This window comes from Mycobacterium asiaticum DSM 44297 (assembly GCF_000613245.1).
GTDB classification, from domain to species: domain Bacteria; phylum Actinomycetota; class Actinomycetes; order Mycobacteriales; family Mycobacteriaceae; genus Mycobacterium; species Mycobacterium asiaticum.
Genome location: NZ_HG964936.1, coordinates 1,769,733 through 1,785,464, shown reverse-complemented (window position 1 = coordinate 1,785,464; position 15,732 = coordinate 1,769,733). Strand labels below are relative to the sequence as shown.

At 66.1% G+C, this 15,732-nt stretch carries 18 protein-coding genes and 1 pseudogene; 10 read left to right on the top strand and 9 right to left on the bottom strand.

The window, feature by feature from the left end:
• Nucleotides 1-125 precede the first annotated feature (125 nt).
• From BN972_RS08730 to BN972_RS08710, 5 genes are read left to right on the top strand one after another with little or no spacing between them, the layout of a single operon-like run.
• Nucleotides 126-1,409, top strand: coding sequence for an aromatic ring-hydroxylating dioxygenase subunit alpha (locus BN972_RS08730; RefSeq protein WP_051545332.1), 1,284 nt, complete (start codon nucleotides 126-128; stop codon nucleotides 1,407-1,409).
• Nucleotides 1,406-1,930 (top strand): 3-phenylpropionate/cinnamic acid dioxygenase subunit beta, encoded by a 525-nt coding sequence (locus BN972_RS08725; protein ID WP_036355106.1) that lies wholly within the window; start codon nucleotides 1,406-1,408, stop codon nucleotides 1,928-1,930. Before BN972_RS08730 ends, BN972_RS08725 begins: the two co-directional genes overlap by 4 nt.
• Nucleotides 1,927-2,166, top strand: coding sequence for a hypothetical protein (locus BN972_RS08720; RefSeq protein WP_036355103.1), 240 nt, complete (start codon nucleotides 1,927-1,929; stop codon nucleotides 2,164-2,166). The genes BN972_RS08725 and BN972_RS08720 overlap by 4 nt, the downstream gene beginning before the upstream one ends.
• Entirely contained in the window at nucleotides 2,163-2,957 is a 795-nt protein-coding gene (hcaB, locus tag BN972_RS08715) for a 3-(cis-5,6-dihydroxycyclohexa-1,3-dien-1-yl)propanoate dehydrogenase (protein WP_036355100.1), read from the top strand. Before BN972_RS08720 ends, hcaB begins: the two co-directional genes overlap by 4 nt.
• The gene (locus tag BN972_RS08710; RefSeq protein WP_036355097.1) at nucleotides 2,954-3,679 is read left to right on the top strand and encodes a class II aldolase/adducin family protein; all 726 of its coding nucleotides are present in this window, start codon (nucleotides 2,954-2,956) and stop codon (nucleotides 3,677-3,679) included. The genes hcaB and BN972_RS08710 overlap by 4 nt, the downstream gene beginning before the upstream one ends.
• On the opposite strand, the gene BN972_RS08705 is transcribed toward BN972_RS08710, so the two are convergent.
• Together BN972_RS08705 and BN972_RS08700 are read right to left on the bottom strand one after the other, a co-directional pair.
• Nucleotides 3,667-4,431, bottom strand: coding sequence for an IclR family transcriptional regulator (locus BN972_RS08705; RefSeq protein ID WP_036355095.1), 765 nt, complete (start codon nucleotides 4,429-4,431; stop codon nucleotides 3,667-3,669). The genes BN972_RS08710 and BN972_RS08705 overlap by 13 nt on opposite strands.
• Before the next feature lie 119 nt (nucleotides 4,432-4,550).
• Nucleotides 4,551-6,209, bottom strand: coding sequence for an acyl-CoA synthetase (locus BN972_RS08700; protein WP_036355092.1), 1,659 nt, complete (start codon nucleotides 6,207-6,209; stop codon nucleotides 4,551-4,553).
• A 100-nt stretch (nucleotides 6,210-6,309) separates the two neighbouring features.
• Here BN972_RS08700 and BN972_RS08695 point away from each other — a divergent pair, with 100 nt between their 5' ends.
• Complete coding sequence (locus tag BN972_RS08695) at nucleotides 6,310-6,966, top strand: DedA family protein (protein ID WP_036355090.1); 657 nt, start codon at nucleotides 6,310-6,312, stop codon at nucleotides 6,964-6,966.
• A gap of 1 nt (nucleotide 6,967) precedes the next feature.
• Here BN972_RS08695 and BN972_RS08690 read toward each other — a convergent pair whose 3' ends face one another.
• Entirely contained in the window at nucleotides 6,968-7,588 is a 621-nt protein-coding gene (locus tag BN972_RS08690) for a TetR/AcrR family transcriptional regulator (protein WP_036355087.1), read from the bottom strand.
• A 155-nt stretch (nucleotides 7,589-7,743) separates the two neighbouring features.
• Here BN972_RS08690 and BN972_RS28165 point away from each other — a divergent pair, with 155 nt between their 5' ends.
• Nucleotides 7,744-8,181 (top strand): anti-sigma factor antagonist, encoded by a 438-nt coding sequence (locus BN972_RS28165; protein ID WP_080696742.1) that lies wholly within the window; start codon nucleotides 7,744-7,746, stop codon nucleotides 8,179-8,181.
• Here the strand turns inward: BN972_RS28165 and BN972_RS08685 are convergent.
• The gene (locus BN972_RS08685; RefSeq protein WP_080696741.1) at nucleotides 8,076-8,840 is read right to left on the bottom strand and encodes a TetR/AcrR family transcriptional regulator; all 765 of its coding nucleotides are present in this window, start codon (nucleotides 8,838-8,840) and stop codon (nucleotides 8,076-8,078) included. The two genes, BN972_RS28165 and BN972_RS08685, sit on opposite strands and share 106 nt — an antisense overlap.
• Before the next feature lie 178 nt (nucleotides 8,841-9,018).
• On the opposite strand from BN972_RS08685, the gene BN972_RS08680 reads away from it, so the two are divergent.
• Nucleotides 9,019-10,125 (top strand): glutamate--cysteine ligase 2, encoded by a 1,107-nt coding sequence (locus BN972_RS08680; RefSeq protein WP_036355084.1) that lies wholly within the window; start codon nucleotides 9,019-9,021, stop codon nucleotides 10,123-10,125.
• Here BN972_RS08680 and BN972_RS08675 read toward each other — a convergent pair.
• Both BN972_RS08675 and BN972_RS08670 read right to left on the bottom strand, forming a co-directional pair.
• Nucleotides 10,118-11,056 carry a catalase family peroxidase gene (locus tag BN972_RS08675; RefSeq protein ID WP_036355081.1) on the bottom strand — a complete coding sequence of 313 codons (939 nt, stop codon included), beginning with the start codon at nucleotides 11,054-11,056 and terminating at the stop codon, nucleotides 10,118-10,120. The genes BN972_RS08680 and BN972_RS08675 overlap by 8 nt on opposite strands.
• Nucleotides 11,057-11,085: 29 nt before the next feature.
• Nucleotides 11,086-11,852: pseudogene (locus tag BN972_RS08670) on the bottom strand (sulfite exporter TauE/SafE family protein).
• A 67-nt stretch (nucleotides 11,853-11,919) separates the two neighbouring features.
• Between BN972_RS08670 and BN972_RS08665 the strand changes: the two are divergent.
• Together BN972_RS08665 and BN972_RS08660 are read left to right on the top strand one after the other, a co-directional pair.
• The gene (locus BN972_RS08665) at nucleotides 11,920-12,714 is read left to right on the top strand and encodes an alpha/beta hydrolase (protein ID WP_390176187.1); all 795 of its coding nucleotides are present in this window, start codon (nucleotides 11,920-11,922) and stop codon (nucleotides 12,712-12,714) included.
• 5 nt (nucleotides 12,715-12,719) lie between these two features.
• A complete protein-coding gene (locus BN972_RS08660) occupies nucleotides 12,720-13,520 on the top strand; it encodes an MBL fold metallo-hydrolase (protein ID WP_036355078.1) in 801 nt (266 codons plus the stop codon).
• Nucleotides 13,521-13,529: 9 nt separating this feature from the next.
• Here the strand turns inward: BN972_RS08660 and BN972_RS08655 are convergent, their stop codons facing one another.
• The 3 genes from BN972_RS08655 to BN972_RS08645 all read right to left on the bottom strand — a co-directional run bounded on the left by BN972_RS08655 (nucleotide 13,530) and on the right by BN972_RS08645 (nucleotide 15,305).
• Entirely contained in the window at nucleotides 13,530-14,411 is an 882-nt protein-coding gene (locus BN972_RS08655) for a hypothetical protein (RefSeq protein WP_142277152.1), read from the bottom strand.
• Nucleotides 14,412-14,680: 269 nt separating this feature from the next.
• The gene (locus BN972_RS08650) at nucleotides 14,681-14,971 is read right to left on the bottom strand and encodes a hypothetical protein (RefSeq protein WP_036355076.1); all 291 of its coding nucleotides are present in this window, start codon (nucleotides 14,969-14,971) and stop codon (nucleotides 14,681-14,683) included.
• A 40-nt stretch (nucleotides 14,972-15,011) separates the two neighbouring features.
• Nucleotides 15,012-15,305 (bottom strand): putative quinol monooxygenase, encoded by a 294-nt coding sequence (locus BN972_RS08645; RefSeq protein ID WP_036355073.1) that lies wholly within the window; start codon nucleotides 15,303-15,305, stop codon nucleotides 15,012-15,014.
• Nucleotides 15,306-15,732: the final 427 nt, after the last annotated feature.

Sequence of the window (15,732 nt, the reverse complement as noted above, 5' to 3'; positions counted from 1 at the left end):
TTGGCTATCGGGGTGCTGTACGAAGTCGTGCTGAATACTCTGCTGAACAGAGATATCCTCTGTAGAGCAGAAAGAAAGTGGGTGTGTGATTGATCGAGCAGATTTTCGACGATGTTCGCCGCGGCATGATCCCGGCGCACATCTACAACGACGGCGAGCTGTTCGCCTTGGAGAAGGAACGCCTCTTCAGCCGGGCCTGGATGTTCGTGGCGCACGAGTCGGAGATCCCCGACGACGGCGACTACGTGGTGCGCCGGGTGCTCGACGACTCGTTCATCGTCACCCGCGGCTCGGATGGCGTGGTGCGGGCCTTGTTCAATATGTGCCTGCACCGCGGGATGCAGGTTTGCCGCGCCGAGATGGGCAATGCCTCCAATTTCCGCTGCCCCTACCACGGCTGGACCTATCGCAACGACGGACGGCTCACGGGTCTGCCGTTCCACCGCGAGGCGTACGGGGGCGACGAGGGCTTCGCGAGAGGCCAGAGCCTGCTGCCCGCACCGAGTTTGGCGACCTACAACGGACTGATCTTCATCAACCTGGACCCGCACGCGCCGCCGCTGCTGGAATTCCTCGGAGACTTCGCCTTCTATCTGGACTTCTACACCAAACAAAGCGCCGCCGGCGTCGAAGTGCGCGGACCCCAACGGTGGCGAATCAAGGCGAACTGGAAGATCGGCGCCGAGAACTTCGCCGGGGACATGTACCACACGCCGCACACCCACGCGTCCATCGTCGAGATCGGCCTGTTTCGGGAACCCAAGGCGCAGAAGCGTAAAGACGGAGCCACCTACTGGGCCCAGCGGGGCGGCGGAACCACCTACAAGCTGCCACCCGGCGATTTCGACGAACGCATGCGGTACGTGGGATACCCCGACGAAATGATCCATCGGATCAAAGACGCGTGGTCGCCCCGTCAGCAGCGGGTGGTCGCCGAAGACGGCTTCATGTTCTCCGCCGCCACCTGCTTTCCCAATCTCAGCTTCGTGCACAACTGGCCCAAATTGCCCGGCGGGGAACAGGTGCTGCCGTTCATCTCGATCCGGCAGTGGCAGCCGATCAACGAGAACGAAACCGAGGTCTGCTCCTGGTTCGCCGTCGACGCCGCTGCCCCCGAACAGTTCAAAAAGGACTCCTACAAGGCGTATCTGATGTGCTTCGGATCCACCGGCATGTTCGAACAGGACGACGTGGAGAACTGGGTATCGCTGACCACCACCGCCGGGGGATCGATGGCCCGGCGTCTGCTGCTGAATAGCCGAATGGGACTCCTCGCCGACGACCGCCCAGTGATCGAGGCGCTGCCGCCCGAGTCGTTCCACGGGCCGGGGCGTGCCCAGGTGGGCTACAACGAGTACAACCAGCGCGAACTGCTCAAGCTGTGGGCTGACCAGTTGGAGTCCGTATGAGAAAGGCGTTGCCCTTCAACGATACTCGTCATTTGCAGGCCCATCAGTTCCTGGTGGACGAGGCCTATCTGCTGGATGCGCAGCGGTATGAGGAGTGGCTGGAAACGATGACCGAGGACATCCGCTACGTCATGCCGGTGCGGGTGACGACCGCCCGCGGTGCCGGGTTCACGGTGTCGCCCGGGATGGATCACTTCGACGAGGACAAGTATTCGCTGACGCAGCGGGTGGCGCGGATGGGCACCGAGCACGTCTGGGCCGAGGATCCCCCGTCACGGCTGCGGCACTTCATCACCAATGTGCGGACCTTCGCAGCCGACGACGCGGGGCACGTGGTCGTGGAGTCGGCCGAACTGCTTTTTCGCAGCCGCGGCGACGTCAACGAGAGCGCTCTGCTGTCGTGCGGAAGAGAGGACGTGCTGCGCTGGGACGAGCCCGGTCAAGCATGGAAGCTGGCCCGCCGCACCATCTTTACCGACGAGTCGGTGTTGCGGATGCAAAACCTGGCGGTGTTTCTGTGAACCCGGTCGGTGAGCCGATCACGCTGGCGAACGAATTCACCGAAGTCGTTGTGCAGCGGGTGGACACCCGCAACGGGGCGCGGCTGCTCATCAGCGCACCGAAGACCGGGCAGTGGATCAGCCTGGACCCGCTGGAGGTCGAGGCGCTCACCTGGCAGAACGCCCGTACGCTGACGGCCATGGTGGGAAATACCGGGGCCCCGCTGTTGCCCGACGAGGAGCAACCCTCGCCATGACCGGTTGGCTGGACGGCAAGCGGGCACTGGTGGTGGGCGCCGGGTCGGGAATCGGCCGGGCGGTTGTGGACGCGTTCGGCGCCGAGGGCGCCAAAGTCGCTGTCTTGGAACGTGACCGGGCAAAGTGCGAACGGCTGCGTGACGAACTTCCCGCGGTTGCGGTGGTCGAAGGCGACGCCACCACCCGGGAAGCCAACGACCGCGCGGTTGCGGCGGCAGTCGAGTCCTTCGGCGGCCTGGACACGCTGGTGAACTGCGTCGGCGTGTTCGATTTCTACAAGGGGATCGACGCCATCGGTGCCGACGACCTCGCTGCGGCGTTCGACGAGATGTTCCGCACCAACGTGCTCAGCCACCTGCAGTCGGTGAAGGCCGCGGTACCAGCCCTGCGCGCCGCAGCGGTCTCCTCGATCGTGCTCACCGAGTCCACGTCGGCGTACTACCCTGGCCGGGGCGGCGTGCTGTACGTGCCGTCAAAATTCGCGGTGCGGGGCCTGGTGACGGCGCTGGCCCATGATCTCGCCCCGCTCATCCGGGTCAACGGGGTGGCACCGGGCGGGACGATGCACACCGACCTGCGCGGGCTGGCAACTCTTGGGCTCGACGACATCCGACTCGACGACTCCTCCGACCGGGCTGCCGATTTGGCCGCGCGCACCCCGTTGAACGTCGCGCTCTCCGGTGCCGACCACGCGTGGAGCTATGTGTTCCTGGCTTCGGACCGGTCGCGCGGAATCACCGGCGAGACCATCCATCCCGACGGCGGATTCCGGCTGGGCACACCGAAATGAACCTGACAGCAGAGCGCACCCTGGTGGCGCAGGCCTGCCGCGTCGCCGCGGCCCGCGGTCTGGTCGACGGCATCCTTGGCCACCTGAGCCTGCGAGTCGACGACGGCCACCTGCTCATCCGTTGCCGCAGCGACACCGACACGGGCGTGGCATACACTCGATCCAGTGACATCCGGCTGATCGACTTTGACGGAAATCCCGGTGCCGCAGGCGAACTCGACGGCTATCGGGTGCCGAATGAGTTGCCCATCCACCTTGAGACGCTGCGCGCCCAGCCGCGACATCGCGCCGTCGCCCACCTGCATCCCCCGGAAGTCGTCGCCGCCGACCTGGCCGGCATCGTCATCCGGCCAATCTACGGCGCCTACGACATACCCGGCGCGTGGCTGGCCCGCGCCGGTGTGCCGGTATACCCACGCGCCGTGCTGATCCGGAACGCACAGCTGGGCAGGGAGATGGTCGCGGCGATGGGTAACGCGCAGGTGATCATCTGTCGTGGGCACGGGATCACCAGCGCCGCCGCCACGGTCGAGCAGGCGGTGCTGCAGGCGATCAGCCTCAACGAGTTGGCCCGGATGTCGTTACGGATAAGCATGGCCGGCGGAACGTTGCACAGCATCGACGACGATGACTGGGCCGAGTTGCCGGACTTGGGATCTGGGTTCAACGTCGACGCGGCGTGGCGGCATGAGGTCGCCCGGTTGGGTGATCAGCCCAACTGATCGCCGATCTCCTTGGCCGCCTCGACGAGTGTGGCGGCCACCGACGAATATTTCGAGGCCGGCAGCCGATGCTGTGGTGCCGAGGCATTGAGTGCGAGTCGCAGCCCTGGAGCGCGAGTGGGTATCGACACCGCAACCGACGCGACACCCTCTTCGCTCTCTTCGCGGTTGGTGGCATAGCCCCGCTCCCGGATCCTGATCAGCTCCGAGGCGAGCCGGGCGCGGCTTACGATAGAGCGCGCCGTGATGGCTTCCAACTGCTCATGCGGAATGAGCTGGCGCAGTTCACTTTCGGACAGCTGTGCGAGCAACGCCTTGCCCGTCGATGTACAGTGCGCCGGCATCGTGCGACCCAACCGGGAAGCCACCCGAACGGCCTTCGGCCCTTCGGTCGCCGCGACGAAGCGGACACTAGCTCCGTCCAGCATGCCGACATGGATTGTCTCGCCCAAACTTTCGGCGAGTCCACGCATGACCGGCAGTGCCGCGCCCTGGATGTCGATGCGCCCAAAGATCGCGAACGCCACACTGGTCAGGGCCGGACCGGGCAGGTACGCCTTGGATTCCGGGTCCTGGCGGACGAAACCGCGGTAGGTCAGCATGGCTAGCAATCGGTGCGCCGTCGACGATGCCACACCGAGATGCCGGGTCGCCTCGCTCAACCGGATCTGCGGTTGCTCACCCAACAGCAGAAGCAGTTTCAGCGCGTTGTCGACCGACTCGATCGGATACTGCGGTACCTCTTTCGGCACCTGCTGAGCGTATCGCTTGGCTCACCCGCGCCGGCGATTTGTTACGGCCATCGAACGTTCTGCGCAAAAACGCCGTATGACGCGGCAAATCCCGATACGGTTCGTACGCGTCGCGTTGCTCAGCGGTCGGGGACATTGTGGCTGGTAGGCAGCGCGGCGCGCCATTTGGCCCACCGGTAGTCGGCCTTGCCCGACGGCGACCGCTGCACGGTGGAACAGAAGATCACCTCTTTGGGCAGTTTGTATCGCGCGATGTGACGCGCCGCCTCAGCGATGATGCCGGCGCTGTCGGCTTCGGCTCCCGCAGCCAGCTGGACCAGCGCGACCACTTCGTTCCCCCACCGCGCACTCGGCCGGCCGGTCACCACCACGTCGTACACCGCGGGATGTTCGTGGATGGCGGCCTCCACCTCTTCGGCGAAGATCTTCTCGCCGCCGGAGTTGATGGTCACCGAGTCGCGGCCCAGCAGTTCGATCTGACCGTCGGCATGCCAGCGCGCCCGGTCGCCCGGTACCGAGTGCCGGATGCCGTCGATGACCGGGAACGTCCGCGCCGTCTTGGCCGCATCGCCGAGGTAGCCCAGCGGGATGTGGCCCTGCTGGGCGAGCCAACCGACCTCGTCGTCGCCGGGCGACAGGATCCGGGTCAGGTCCTCGCTGACCACCACGGCACCCGGATTCGGCGCAAATCTCCCGGAAGCGTTCTGCATTCGGCTGGAGACCTGTCCCATCTGGTTTCCCGATTCCGATGAGCCGCCCGCGTCCAGGATCGTCACGTGCGGCAGCAGTTCGACGAACCGCTGTTTGAGCGGTGCACTGAGCGCGGCCCCACCGGTCACGACGATGAACAGTCCGGACAGGTCGTAGTCCCCGGCTTCGAGTTCGTCGACCAGCGGCCGTCCGAACGCGTCTCCGACGAAGGACAGTGAGATGACGCGCTCCCGGCTGGCCAGGGCCCACGTTTCGGCGGGATCGAAATGGGTTGTGGTCGGCGCCATCACGAACGGCCGCCCGCTACACAGGTTGATGAAGGCCGCCCACTGCGCCGCACCGTGCATCAACGGAGCGGCCGTCAACGATCCCGGTCCGTCCGGCCGCGAGCGCTCGACGATGTCGTCAAGGCTCGTCACTACGTCGCCGCCGAACGGCGGTCGGCCACCCATAGCGTTCATGTAGATGTCGTGCTGGCGCCATAGCACCGCCTTGGGCATGCCGGTGGTGCCGCCGGTGTAGAGCATGTAGAGGTCGTCGGGCGAGGGCACGACGTCCAGCGGTTCATCGGACGTGGAGGCCAGTAGCTCCTCGTAGCGCACCGCCCCGGGCAGCGGCTCATTTCCGGACTCGTCGTCGACGTGGATCAACCGGATCTCGCGCACCACCCTGGCCAACGCCTCGGCCAGCGTCGGCGCGAACCGCGCCTGATAGACGAGGACGTCGGCGCTCGCGTTGTCGATCAGGTAGACCAGCTCGTCGGCGACGTAGCGGTAATTGATGTTGAACGGGGCGACCCGGGCTTTGTAGGCGCCGATCATCGCCTCGAGGAATTCGTTGCAGTTGGCCAGGTACAACCCCAGGTGACTTTGGCCGGACTCGTGGGGCGCCAACTCGGCTCGCTCCCGCCGGGCGCCGTAGCCCCAGTCGTGCAGGGCCCGGGCGAAGCGGCGGGCTCGTTCGTCGGTCTGGGCGAAGGTGAGCCGGCGATCGCCGAAGACGATGGCGTCGCGGTCGGGGTTAGCGGCGGCCACCGCCGAGAAAACCTGGGCAAGATTGAATTCCACTGGCTCTCCTGTCGTCCGCTGGACAGTCTCGACAGTATCGATGACGGTATAGAGCCGGATCCGGGCGCATATGCGGGACGCGTCAGGCATCCTTTAACGCATGGATGTGGAGGCCCTGCTGCAGACAATCCCGCCGCTAGCGGTGTATCTGGTGGTCGGCGGCATCGTCGGGCTCGAAAGCCTGGGCATCCCGCTGCCGGGCGAGATCGTGTTGGTCAGCGCGGCGTTGATGTCTTCGCATCACGAGCTGGCGGTGAACCCGGTCGGCGTTGGGGCCGCCGCCGTGCTGGGCGCGGTGGTCGGCGACTCGATCGGCTATTCGATCGGCCGCAGGTTCGGGATGCCGCTTTTCGATCGCCTTGGCCGACGGTTCCCGAAGCACTTCGGCCCCGGCCATGTCGCGCTCGCCGAACGGACCTTCAATCGCTGGGGTGTGCGGGCGGTCTTCTTCGGACGGTTCATCGCGTTGTTACGGATCTTCGCCGGACCGCTGGCCGGCGCGCTGAAGATGCCCTACCCGCGCTTCCTGGTGGCCAACGTGTGCGGCGGCATCTGCTGGGCGGGAGGGACGACGGCGCTGGTCTATTTCGCCGGCGTGGCCGCCGAGCGCTGGCTGTCCCGGTTCTCCTGGGTGGCGCTGGTGATCGCGATCATCTGCGGGGTCACCGCCGCGATACTGCTGCGCGAACGCACCTCGCGCGCCATCGCCGAACTCGAGGAAGAGCACTCCCGCAAGTCCGATACCACCGCGGCGTGACCTATCCGGCCGCCACGCCCAGCCCGTGGGTGTCCTCGGGACGATGCTGCTCGATGAGGACGCGTGCCATGGCCTGCGCCCGCAGGGCCGCGCCGGGTTCGCCGACCGCCGCCATGATGATGGCCCCCTTCATCAGGATGTGCCAGGACATGGCGAACGCCTCGACGTCGATCAGGCCCGCCGCCACGGCGCGCTCGCGGACGATCTGGCGGACATTGGCTATGTGAGCGATGCTGGCCTGGCCGACCGGGTGGTCGACACCCATCTCGAGCAGGACGTTGATGAACGAGCATCCCTCAAACCCGTCGCGGTTCTGAAACCACTCGTGCAGGACGTCAAAGATCGCCAGCAACTGTTCCTCGGGAGTCTTGCCGCGTGCCGCGGACTGCTCCTCGATCAACCCGTGTGTCCAGAGTTGTTCCCGACGATCCAAAACGGCCAGGACCAGGTCATTCTTGGTCGCGAAATGACGGTAAAGCGTAGCCCGGGCCACACCGGCCCGTTCAATCACCTCGTCGGTACCCACCGCGCGGATACCCCGCCGGCTGAATAACTGGTAGGCGGCACCTAGTATCCGTTCACGGGCCGGTACCTGTGGCGCCGTGATTTCGGGCTGGGACATAACGAGGCTTACCGTACTCTTACGCCGGCCATGTAGACAGACCGCCCTGTCTTGTTATAGAACTGAGACTTACAAGGCGAGTCTGTCTGTCTTCAGATCAGAAGGATGGGCATCCTTCGCGGCGCGTTCTGCGCTTGTCGATTAGGAGTGCACAAATGAGCCTGGTCATTGCAGAGTCTTTTTCCGCCAAGCACCTCACCCTCAGCACACGACTGGTTTACGAACTCGGGGACCCGTGCAGCACGCTGCGGGCCATCACCGACCGCCGCGGTGAGGCGGTGATCATTCATGCCGGTGGGGAGATCGACGCGTGCAACGAGCACACCTGGCACCGGCTGGTGACGGAGGCGGCGGCTACCGCCACCCCGGCGGGCCCGTTCGTCATCGACGTGTCCGATGTCGACTTCATGGGTTGCTGCGCGTTTACGGTGCTGGCCGACACGGCCGAACAGTGCCAGGAACGCGGCGTCGACCTCCGGCTGGTGACTCAGGCGCCGATCGTGGAGCGAATCGTGGAAGCCTGCGGATTGAGGGTCCTGCTGCCGATATACCCGACCGTGGACCACGCGCTGGCCGTGACTCCCACCAGGTGAGCCCAACGGTATTCCAGCGGACCGTTAGCGGTCGTCGCTGGGCTTGCACCCAGCGGTGGTGGGCCCACCTCGAGCACGGAGCGCACCGCGGCGCGTAGATAGTTTCGCAGCGTGGCCGGGCTGTACCCTTGCCCGCGCAGTGCGATCCACTTGGGCAGATCGATGATGCAGGTGGCGATCAGGTTGACGGCGGCGGCGTCGCTGCGGCGCCACAATCCCTCGGCCAGCTGTGCCATCACCCCGGTGAGTTCGCCTTCCAGCGCGCGTAGCTGGTCGGCGATGTCGCGCGGCATCGGCTGGCTGACCACGTCGTCGCGGCGCACGGTCATCAGGCACGCCGACGACTCCGGATACATCTCCGGATACAGCAGCGACGTCTCGGCCGCCGCGTAGACGGCGTCCAGCGGCTCGCTGCCCGGACGCGCCTTGGCTTCCTCGATCAAGCTGGTCAGATGGTCCAGGAAACGGCGTTCCGCGCGAATCCACACCCGGCCGAGCAGCCCCCCACGCGACTCGAACGTGCGGTAGATGGCGCCGTTGGAGACCCCGGTGGCTTTGGTCAACGCACGGATCGTGACGGCTTCGATGCCATCTTGGGCTACCAGGCCCTCGATGGAATCAAGAACGTGGTCGTGCTCTTGCAACCCAACACTCGACACTGCTGATCGCTCCTTCACACCCGACGTGCATCGAGACCATTGTCCCGAACTGGGCGCATTCGCACAGGGAAATGGCTGACATGGCGCCACAAAAGGGTTCGCTTGGTATCAGTTGCGCAGGTCAAGCGGGTGATTCGACGCTAGGTTTTCGTTGCCCTCGCGGGGGTAGTTTGCGGATATGGGCACGGAGTGCTCCAAGGACGGTGTCCCGACTTTCGGAGTGGAAGAGGAATTTCTGCTCGTCGACCCCGGCTCCGGCGAGCCGGCGCCGCAAAACGACGCGGTCGCGGCCGAGGCCGAACGGCGCGGGGTGGACCTGCAGGTCGAACTGAGCAGTTGTCAGGTCGAGACAACGTCCAGCGTCGTGTCATCCAGCGGCCAACTTGGCGAGGAGCTCACAAAGCTGCGGCGGACCGCGGCCCAGGCAGCTGAAGCGGTCGGTGTTCGGCTGTTGGCGCTGGCCCTGCCGCCGGTCACGCCAACTGAGTTTCCGGTCACCGACACTCCCCGCTACCGCAAAATCGGCGAGCAGTTCGGCATGGTGGCGCACGAGCAGGGCATCTGCGGCTGCCATGTGCACGTGCAGGTGCCTGACCGCTCCGCGGCGATCCATGCCAGCAACTGGCTGCGACCGTGGTTGCCGACACTGTTGGCGCTGTCGGCGAATTCCGCGATCTACCGCAACTCCGAATCGGGTTACGCCAGCTGGCGCAGTGTGCTGTGGCGGCGCTGGCCGGTGGCGGGTGCGCCACCGTACTTCGCCTCCGCCGATGAGTACGACCGCACGGTGCGCATGCTGGTCGACACCGGGGTGATCCTGGACACCGGGATGGTCTATTGGGACGTGCGCCCCTCGGCCGATTTCCCGACGGTCGAGGTGCGGGTCGCCGACGTGCCGGCCACGGTCGCCGACACCGTGCTGCTGGCCACCCTGATCCGGGCCGCGGTGATGACAGCGGTCGACGAACGTCCCGAGGGTGCCGACCGGCTACCCCCGGCGGCGCTGCGGGCCGCGTACTGGAAAGCCGCGCACGACGGCTTGGCCGGCGACACGCTGGACCTGGTGCACGGTCGCGGCGCGGTGCCCGCCCGCGAGCAGTTGAGCGCGCTGGTGCATCGGGTCCGCCCGGCCCTGGACGCGCTCGGCGAGTACCGCCATGTCGTCGACGAACTCGAGCGTGTCACCACGCTGGGCAACGGCGCGATGCGGCAACTGCGGGCATTCCGGGAACGCGGCGACGCGATGGATGTGATCGCCGCTGCCGCCGAGGCGACGCTCAGCTGATGCTGGGCGCTTCGGCGCCGCGGGCGACACCGGTGCGCAGCTTCACCGACTCGGAATAGGTCAGGCTGCGGAATCGCAACACCGGGTCCTCGGAAGGCTCGATGCCGTCGGTCACACGTAGCGGGTCGAACACGACGATGTCGCCGTCGTGTTCCCGCTCGGTGTCCAATCCGGTGATCTCGATGGTGCCGACGCTGACGGTGTCGGGGTTCTGCCACGGCGCGGAGGGGTCGACGGTCGAGTCGTTGGGTCCGGCGATCTGGACACGGTAATCGAACCGGACGGGTTCGGCGGCCAGTCGGGCTTTGAGTTCGTCGGTCAGGAAGTCCGGTTGTTTCTTGCGGGCGGCGAGCAGCGACAGATGCTGGACGCCGGCGACCGGGATCAGGTGGTAGCGGACGAATCGGCTGCTGCCGTCGGAGCCGGTCCAGCGGAAGGCGTGCAGACCGTGGTACTCGATCGTGGCGTAGCTCGCCGGGGTCTTGCCGGCGGCCGCGAGTATCGGCAGCGCTCGCAGCAGTGCCGGACGCTTGGTGAACAGGCGGGCGAGGCGGGCCGGCATGGTTGGACCGGGTCGCAGCGCCCGGAGCAGCTCGACGAACCCGTCGGGGGTGCTGGAGGCGAACAGCCGAGCGGTCTGCGTCGACACGTCGGTCGTCTTGCCGTCGGGAAGGGTGAATTTCACCGCGAGGCCGCGTACCCCCGCGGCGCCGTCGGGCTGCGTCGGGTTGCCCGATCCGTTGGAGAACCGCACCAGCGCCGGCACCGGCGAACCGTCGAGATGCGTTGCGCGGGAGAGCTTCGCGGCCTCCGGTGTGGCGGTGAACGTGCCGCGATACAGCGTGCCCTTGGCGTGCAACGCTCGGTGGCCGGGGCAGGCGCCCCCGGCGCCGCGGATCACTGCTATCGCGTCATCGGGAGTGACCGGCATTGCCGAATACTAAGCCGCCGGCGGCACTCTTACACGGCGAGCAGCCGGTACAAGCCGATCAACCCGACCACCACGATGGTGGCCCGTAGCGCACCCGGCGACAACCGCCGACCGTAGCGCGCACCCAGCAATCCGCCGATCAGCGAGCCCACCGCGATCAACCCGGCCACCGGCCAGCTGATCCGGTCCCAAGCCACCAACGTATAGCCCACCGCGGCAACGATATTCACAATCAGGGTGAGTAAATTCTTGGCGGCGTTCATCCGCTGCACCGATTCGGGCAGCAGGGCACCCATCACACCGACCAGCAGGATGCCTTGCGCGGCGGTGAAATAACCGCCGTAGATGCCGACGGCAAAGGTGCCCAGTACCAGCAATGCCATCCGGGTCGGGTGAGGTGCTCGGCGGAGCGCCCGGCACCTTCGGCACGCCGACGCGCCCAGGACTGGATCCACGGCCCGATCAACACCAGGATCAGGGCCAGGACCAGTAGCACCGGCACGATCCTGATGAACACCTTTTCGGGCAGGTGCAGCAGCAGGTAGGCGCCCAGCACGCCGCCGGCCAGCGACGCCGGGATCTGCCAGCGCAACCGGTCCCACTGGCCACTTAGTTCCCGGCGATACCCCCAGGTGCCCGACACACCGCCGGCGACCAGGCCGACCGCGTTGGACATGGTCGAGGTGACCGGTGGATAGCCCAGCGCAACCAGCGTCGGGAAGGTGATCAGGGTGCCGGATCCGACAAGCGCGTTGATCGCGCCGGCACCCAAACCCGCCAACCCGATCAACAACATGTGGGAAATGGACACTGGTGCACCCTAGTCGGCGTTGCAGAGACGGCGCTGTGAGGAAGCTGGCACCATGTTGGCTGTGCTGGAACTGATCGAGAAGGGCACCGTTTCACCAACGCACCCGGCGCCGCTGCTGTTCGTGCACGGCGGTTGTTTGTCGGCGTGGTGCTGGGACGAACACTTCCTCGATTTCTTCGCCGGACGCGGGTATCGGGCGGTCGCCGTGAGCTGGCGAGGCCATGGCGCCAGCAGCTCGCCGCGGCCGGTCAGCAAGTGCTCCATCGCCGACTATCTTCATGACGTGCGTTGGGCGGCCGACCAATTGGGCGGACGGCCGGTGCTCATCGGTCATTCCACCGGCGGCTTCGTCACGCAGAAGTATCTGGAGAAGCGCGGCGCGCCGGCCGCGGTGCTCCTCGCGTCGACGCCGACCCGCGGCATTTTCCCGTCGGCCGTGCGGGTCTGGCGCAAGGAGCCGTGGATCTCGGTGCGAGCCAACGGCATCGGACAGGCGCACGGCATCTTCAACACGCCGCGGCTGGCGCGGCAATTCCTTTTCAGCCCAACGACTCCCGAGACCCTCGTCGAGGAAGGAGCGCGGCGGGTCGAGCCCGACAGCCTGCGTGCCGTCTTCTTCGACCAGGCAGTCCGGCTGCCGCGACCGCGCCGGGTGAGCACGCCGATGTTGGTGCTGGGCGGCGAGCATGACGGGCTGATCAGCAACGCCGAGGTACGCGCAACGGCGCGGAGGTATCGAACCGAGGCGGAGATCTTCCCGGGCATGGGGCACATGCTGATGCTGGAACCGGGCTGGCCTCAGGTGGCCGAGCGAATCCACAACTGGCTGAGCGATCGGGGACTGTAGGACTTATGGGAGTCGATGCACGGCGGCGCGAGTGTGCCGTCAGCGTTCTGGGTGGTCCGACAACGGTCGTGGATATCGCCGGACGCCGGATCGTCATGGATCCGACCTTCGATCCGCCCGGGGTGCACGCCTATCTGACCAAGACCGTTGGCCCGGCGGTGACCGCCGATGCGCTCGGGCCGGTGGATGCGGTGTTGATCAGCCACGACCAGCATCCGGACAACCTCGACAACGAAGGCCGGCGCTGGGCGCTGGCCGCTCCCCTGGTGCTCACCCACCCAGGCGGCGCCTCTCGGCTCGGCCCGCCGGCGGTCGCAGTGGCGCCGTGGGAGTCTTACAACTTGCCCGGGGGTCTTGTCGCACAAGCGGTTCCGGCCGTACACGGCCCGGCCGACGGGCAACGAGACGCCAGCGGCCATGTCAACTGCGAGGTGACCGGCTTTGTGTTGTCGGGCCCGGGATTGCCCACCATCTACCTCAGCGGCGACAACGCCTCGATCGGCACGGTCAAGGAAATCTCCGACCGGGTCGGCCGCGTCGACATCGCGGTCCTGTTCGCCGGCGCTGCGAGCGTGGCGGCCAAGGAACGCGGGCGTCCGCTGACGCTCACCTCGGCGCGTGCCGCCGCGGCGGCCGAATTACTCGGCGCCACGCTGGTGATACCGGCCCATGTGGACGGTTGGGCTCACTTCAGCGAGGGGGCCGAGGAGTTTGTCGCCGCGTTCGACCGGGCCGGAATCAGCGGTGTGCTCGGGCTTGCCGCCCACGGCGAGTGGATCGACTGGATCGACCCGAGCACCCGCTGACGACGGTGATCAGTTTCCGGTGTACGGGATGTTGGGGACGTTGGGCAGGTGCGGGAGGTTGGACAGCGACGGCATCGGTCCACCCTGCTGGAACAGCTGAACGGCGGCGTCCTGCCCGTTGGCGTTAGCCACCCAGTCACGAACCATGAAGTACAGGTCCGTGCTGGCGCGGGTCGCCAGTTGAGCCGCCAGGTCGTACTTGGTCATGTTGGTGCCTGGGACGAGCTGGCCACCGCGCGGGGTGTGTGGGCCGTCCTTGTTCAGCGTGCTGTGGCATTCCTGGAAGCCGGGCGGCGGGCCGCCGGCCGGGCAGCCCTCAAGCGGGAACTGCTGGGCGAAGTCGATGCTGTAGTAGCCGGTGTGCAGGTCAGCCGGGAAATCCGCAGGGTTGCAGTTCGGGAAGATCGGCGGGGCGAGGCGGTCCAGCTGGCCGATGGCGATGTTGTCGTCGACCCAGTTGGAGTGCGCGTAAAAGTCCTGCTGGGTGTGCAACAGCGCCCCGAACGCGGCGCGGGCACCGGGGCCGTCGGCTTCGACGTTGCCGTTGAGCACCGACCCGCTCAGCACGACGGGCGAGAAGACGTCCCAGGCCTGGCGGGCCCGGTTGCAGATGTCAACCGGGTTGATCGAGTTGTCGAGGTGACGGAACTCGTCGGTGGCGAAGACGTCACTGCCCATGGCCCCGCCACCGGGCGGCGGGCCCACCAAGATCTGGTTGACGGCCAGCTGGCTGACCTGGTCTGCGGGTAGTGCGTTGCGCGTGATCGTCTCGTGGTACTTGACGTAGAAGGCCTGAGCCGGCGGTGCGTACACGACGAGAGATGTGACAGCGGCGAGGCTGGCCACAACCACGGCGAGGACGCCCAGCGGGTGCCTGCGGGATAGCGTCATGAGAGCTCCGTGCTAGTAGGGACGTGGGTAGTGCGCTTTTGTAGACGTTTCCTTATAGCCCTTACGAAATCAATAAAAACTCGCGATATCAGCATGGGTGAATACGGGAGTCGTTTACTGGACAAGTGCTGAATAGCGTCCTTCGACGGCAAACTTGACTAATGCTTGAGTGAAAAGCGTTGTTGCGCTTGGCTTAACCACCGGCGTGTGGCCGCCCGCAAATGACATTTTATAGGTGGTTGATTTGTCTTTTATGTGAGTGCCACGGCTTACACGTAAGACAATGTGGTTGTTCGGTACGTCTCCGTGGTGTGTGCGACCAAGTCCGCGAACTGCGCGCGCAGCGTCGCGGTGGCTTCTCCTACCGTCTTGTCGCAAAACCGGCAGTGGATGGTGAACAGCGCCTGCTCGCCTTCCTCGGGCCAGAACCGTCGGGGGCCAACCTGGGCACCGGGGTCGTATTGAACCGATTGATGTGCGGCCTCCCGCAGAATCCTGCCGACCGGGTGGGCCTGCGGACATTCAAGTTTCAGTGTGCCGATGCCTTCGGAAAAGCTCATGAATACTGACGCTAGGCCAAGGTGGCTGGTTGCGCTCGCGCTAGACGTCGGAGGTGGTGTACCTGGTCTTGACCGGCGGGGCGGCCAGCAGCGGAGGAAGCTGGGTTAGCTTTCCTTCGCCGGCCCGGAAGCGCCGGTAGGCCTCGTCGGCGTCGACCGACTCCCACAGTTCGTAGATCAGCCAGTGCGCGTCGTCGTCCTCATCGATGAGCACGTCCGTGCGCAGATTGCCGTCGAACGCCCGGGTATCCTGCAGCGCGCGCCCCATCAGCTCCCGCCCCGCAGCCACCTCCTCGGGCTTGAATCGGAGCTCGAGAATCACCGTGACCGACATCGTCGTCTTCCCTTCTGCGGCTCTGCGGCATGCGGACCAAGCGATCCTAGCTCAGGCGGTTTCCTAGCTTTCTAGCCGACGAAACCGGTTGTGCGGCGGGGAATCTCCGGCCGCAGGAAGACGTCGTTCAGCGTGACGGTGCGCAGTATGCTCGGGCTGTCCATAGGCCATACGATCGCAGCTGTGCAATCGAACTGCATTGTGGCACAACTATTTTCAAAATTACCGCTCAGTTTGTGGTCGTTCGGCTCGCGATCCCAGCGAGGCGACTCCCTAGGCTCAAGGCGCCAGTCCGGGCAGCCCGTCCGCGCCGAGTAGCTGGCCACCGTTGCCGCCGGAGCCGGGGCTGCCCTTGGTCGCGCCGGTCCCGCCGTTGCCGCCATTGCCGCCGTTGCCGAGCCCCACGGCAGATCCGCCGGTCCCACCG

What these genes read in the sequence shown, in the direction of transcription:
- BN972_RS08655 (WP_142277152.1), bottom strand. Translation starts at nt 14,411, where the DNA reads ATGACGCTATCCCGCAGGCACCCGCTGGGCGTCCTCGCCGTGGTTGTG.
- BN972_RS08690 (WP_036355087.1), bottom strand. Translation starts at nt 7,588, where the DNA reads ATGTCCCAGCCCGAAATCACGGCGCCACAGGTACCGGCCCGTGAACGG.
- BN972_RS08680 (WP_036355084.1), top strand. Translation starts at nt 9,019, where the DNA reads ATGGGCACGGAGTGCTCCAAGGACGGTGTCCCGACTTTCGGAGTGGAA.
- BN972_RS08710 (WP_036355097.1), top strand. Translation starts at nt 2,954, where the DNA reads ATGAACCTGACAGCAGAGCGCACCCTGGTGGCGCAGGCCTGCCGCGTC.
- BN972_RS08650 (WP_036355076.1), bottom strand. Translation starts at nt 14,971, where the DNA reads ATGAGCTTTTCCGAAGGCATCGGCACACTGAAACTTGAATGTCCGCAG.
- BN972_RS08730 (WP_051545332.1), top strand. Translation starts at nt 126, where the DNA reads ATGATCCCGGCGCACATCTACAACGACGGCGAGCTGTTCGCCTTGGAG.
- BN972_RS08695 (WP_036355090.1), top strand. Translation starts at nt 6,310, where the DNA reads ATGGATGTGGAGGCCCTGCTGCAGACAATCCCGCCGCTAGCGGTGTAT.
- BN972_RS08645 (WP_036355073.1), bottom strand. Translation starts at nt 15,305, where the DNA reads ATGTCGGTCACGGTGATTCTCGAGCTCCGATTCAAGCCCGAGGAGGTG.
- BN972_RS08660 (WP_036355078.1), top strand. Translation starts at nt 12,720, where the DNA reads ATGGGAGTCGATGCACGGCGGCGCGAGTGTGCCGTCAGCGTTCTGGGT.
- BN972_RS08725 (WP_036355106.1), top strand. Translation starts at nt 1,406, where the DNA reads ATGAGAAAGGCGTTGCCCTTCAACGATACTCGTCATTTGCAGGCCCAT.
- BN972_RS08665 (WP_390176187.1), top strand. Translation starts at nt 11,920, where the DNA reads ATGTTGGCTGTGCTGGAACTGATCGAGAAGGGCACCGTTTCACCAACG.
- BN972_RS08675 (WP_036355081.1), bottom strand. Translation starts at nt 11,056, where the DNA reads ATGCCGGTCACTCCCGATGACGCGATAGCAGTGATCCGCGGCGCCGGG.
- BN972_RS28165 (WP_080696742.1), top strand. Translation starts at nt 7,744, where the DNA reads ATGAGCCTGGTCATTGCAGAGTCTTTTTCCGCCAAGCACCTCACCCTC.
- hcaB (WP_036355100.1), top strand. Translation starts at nt 2,163, where the DNA reads ATGACCGGTTGGCTGGACGGCAAGCGGGCACTGGTGGTGGGCGCCGGG.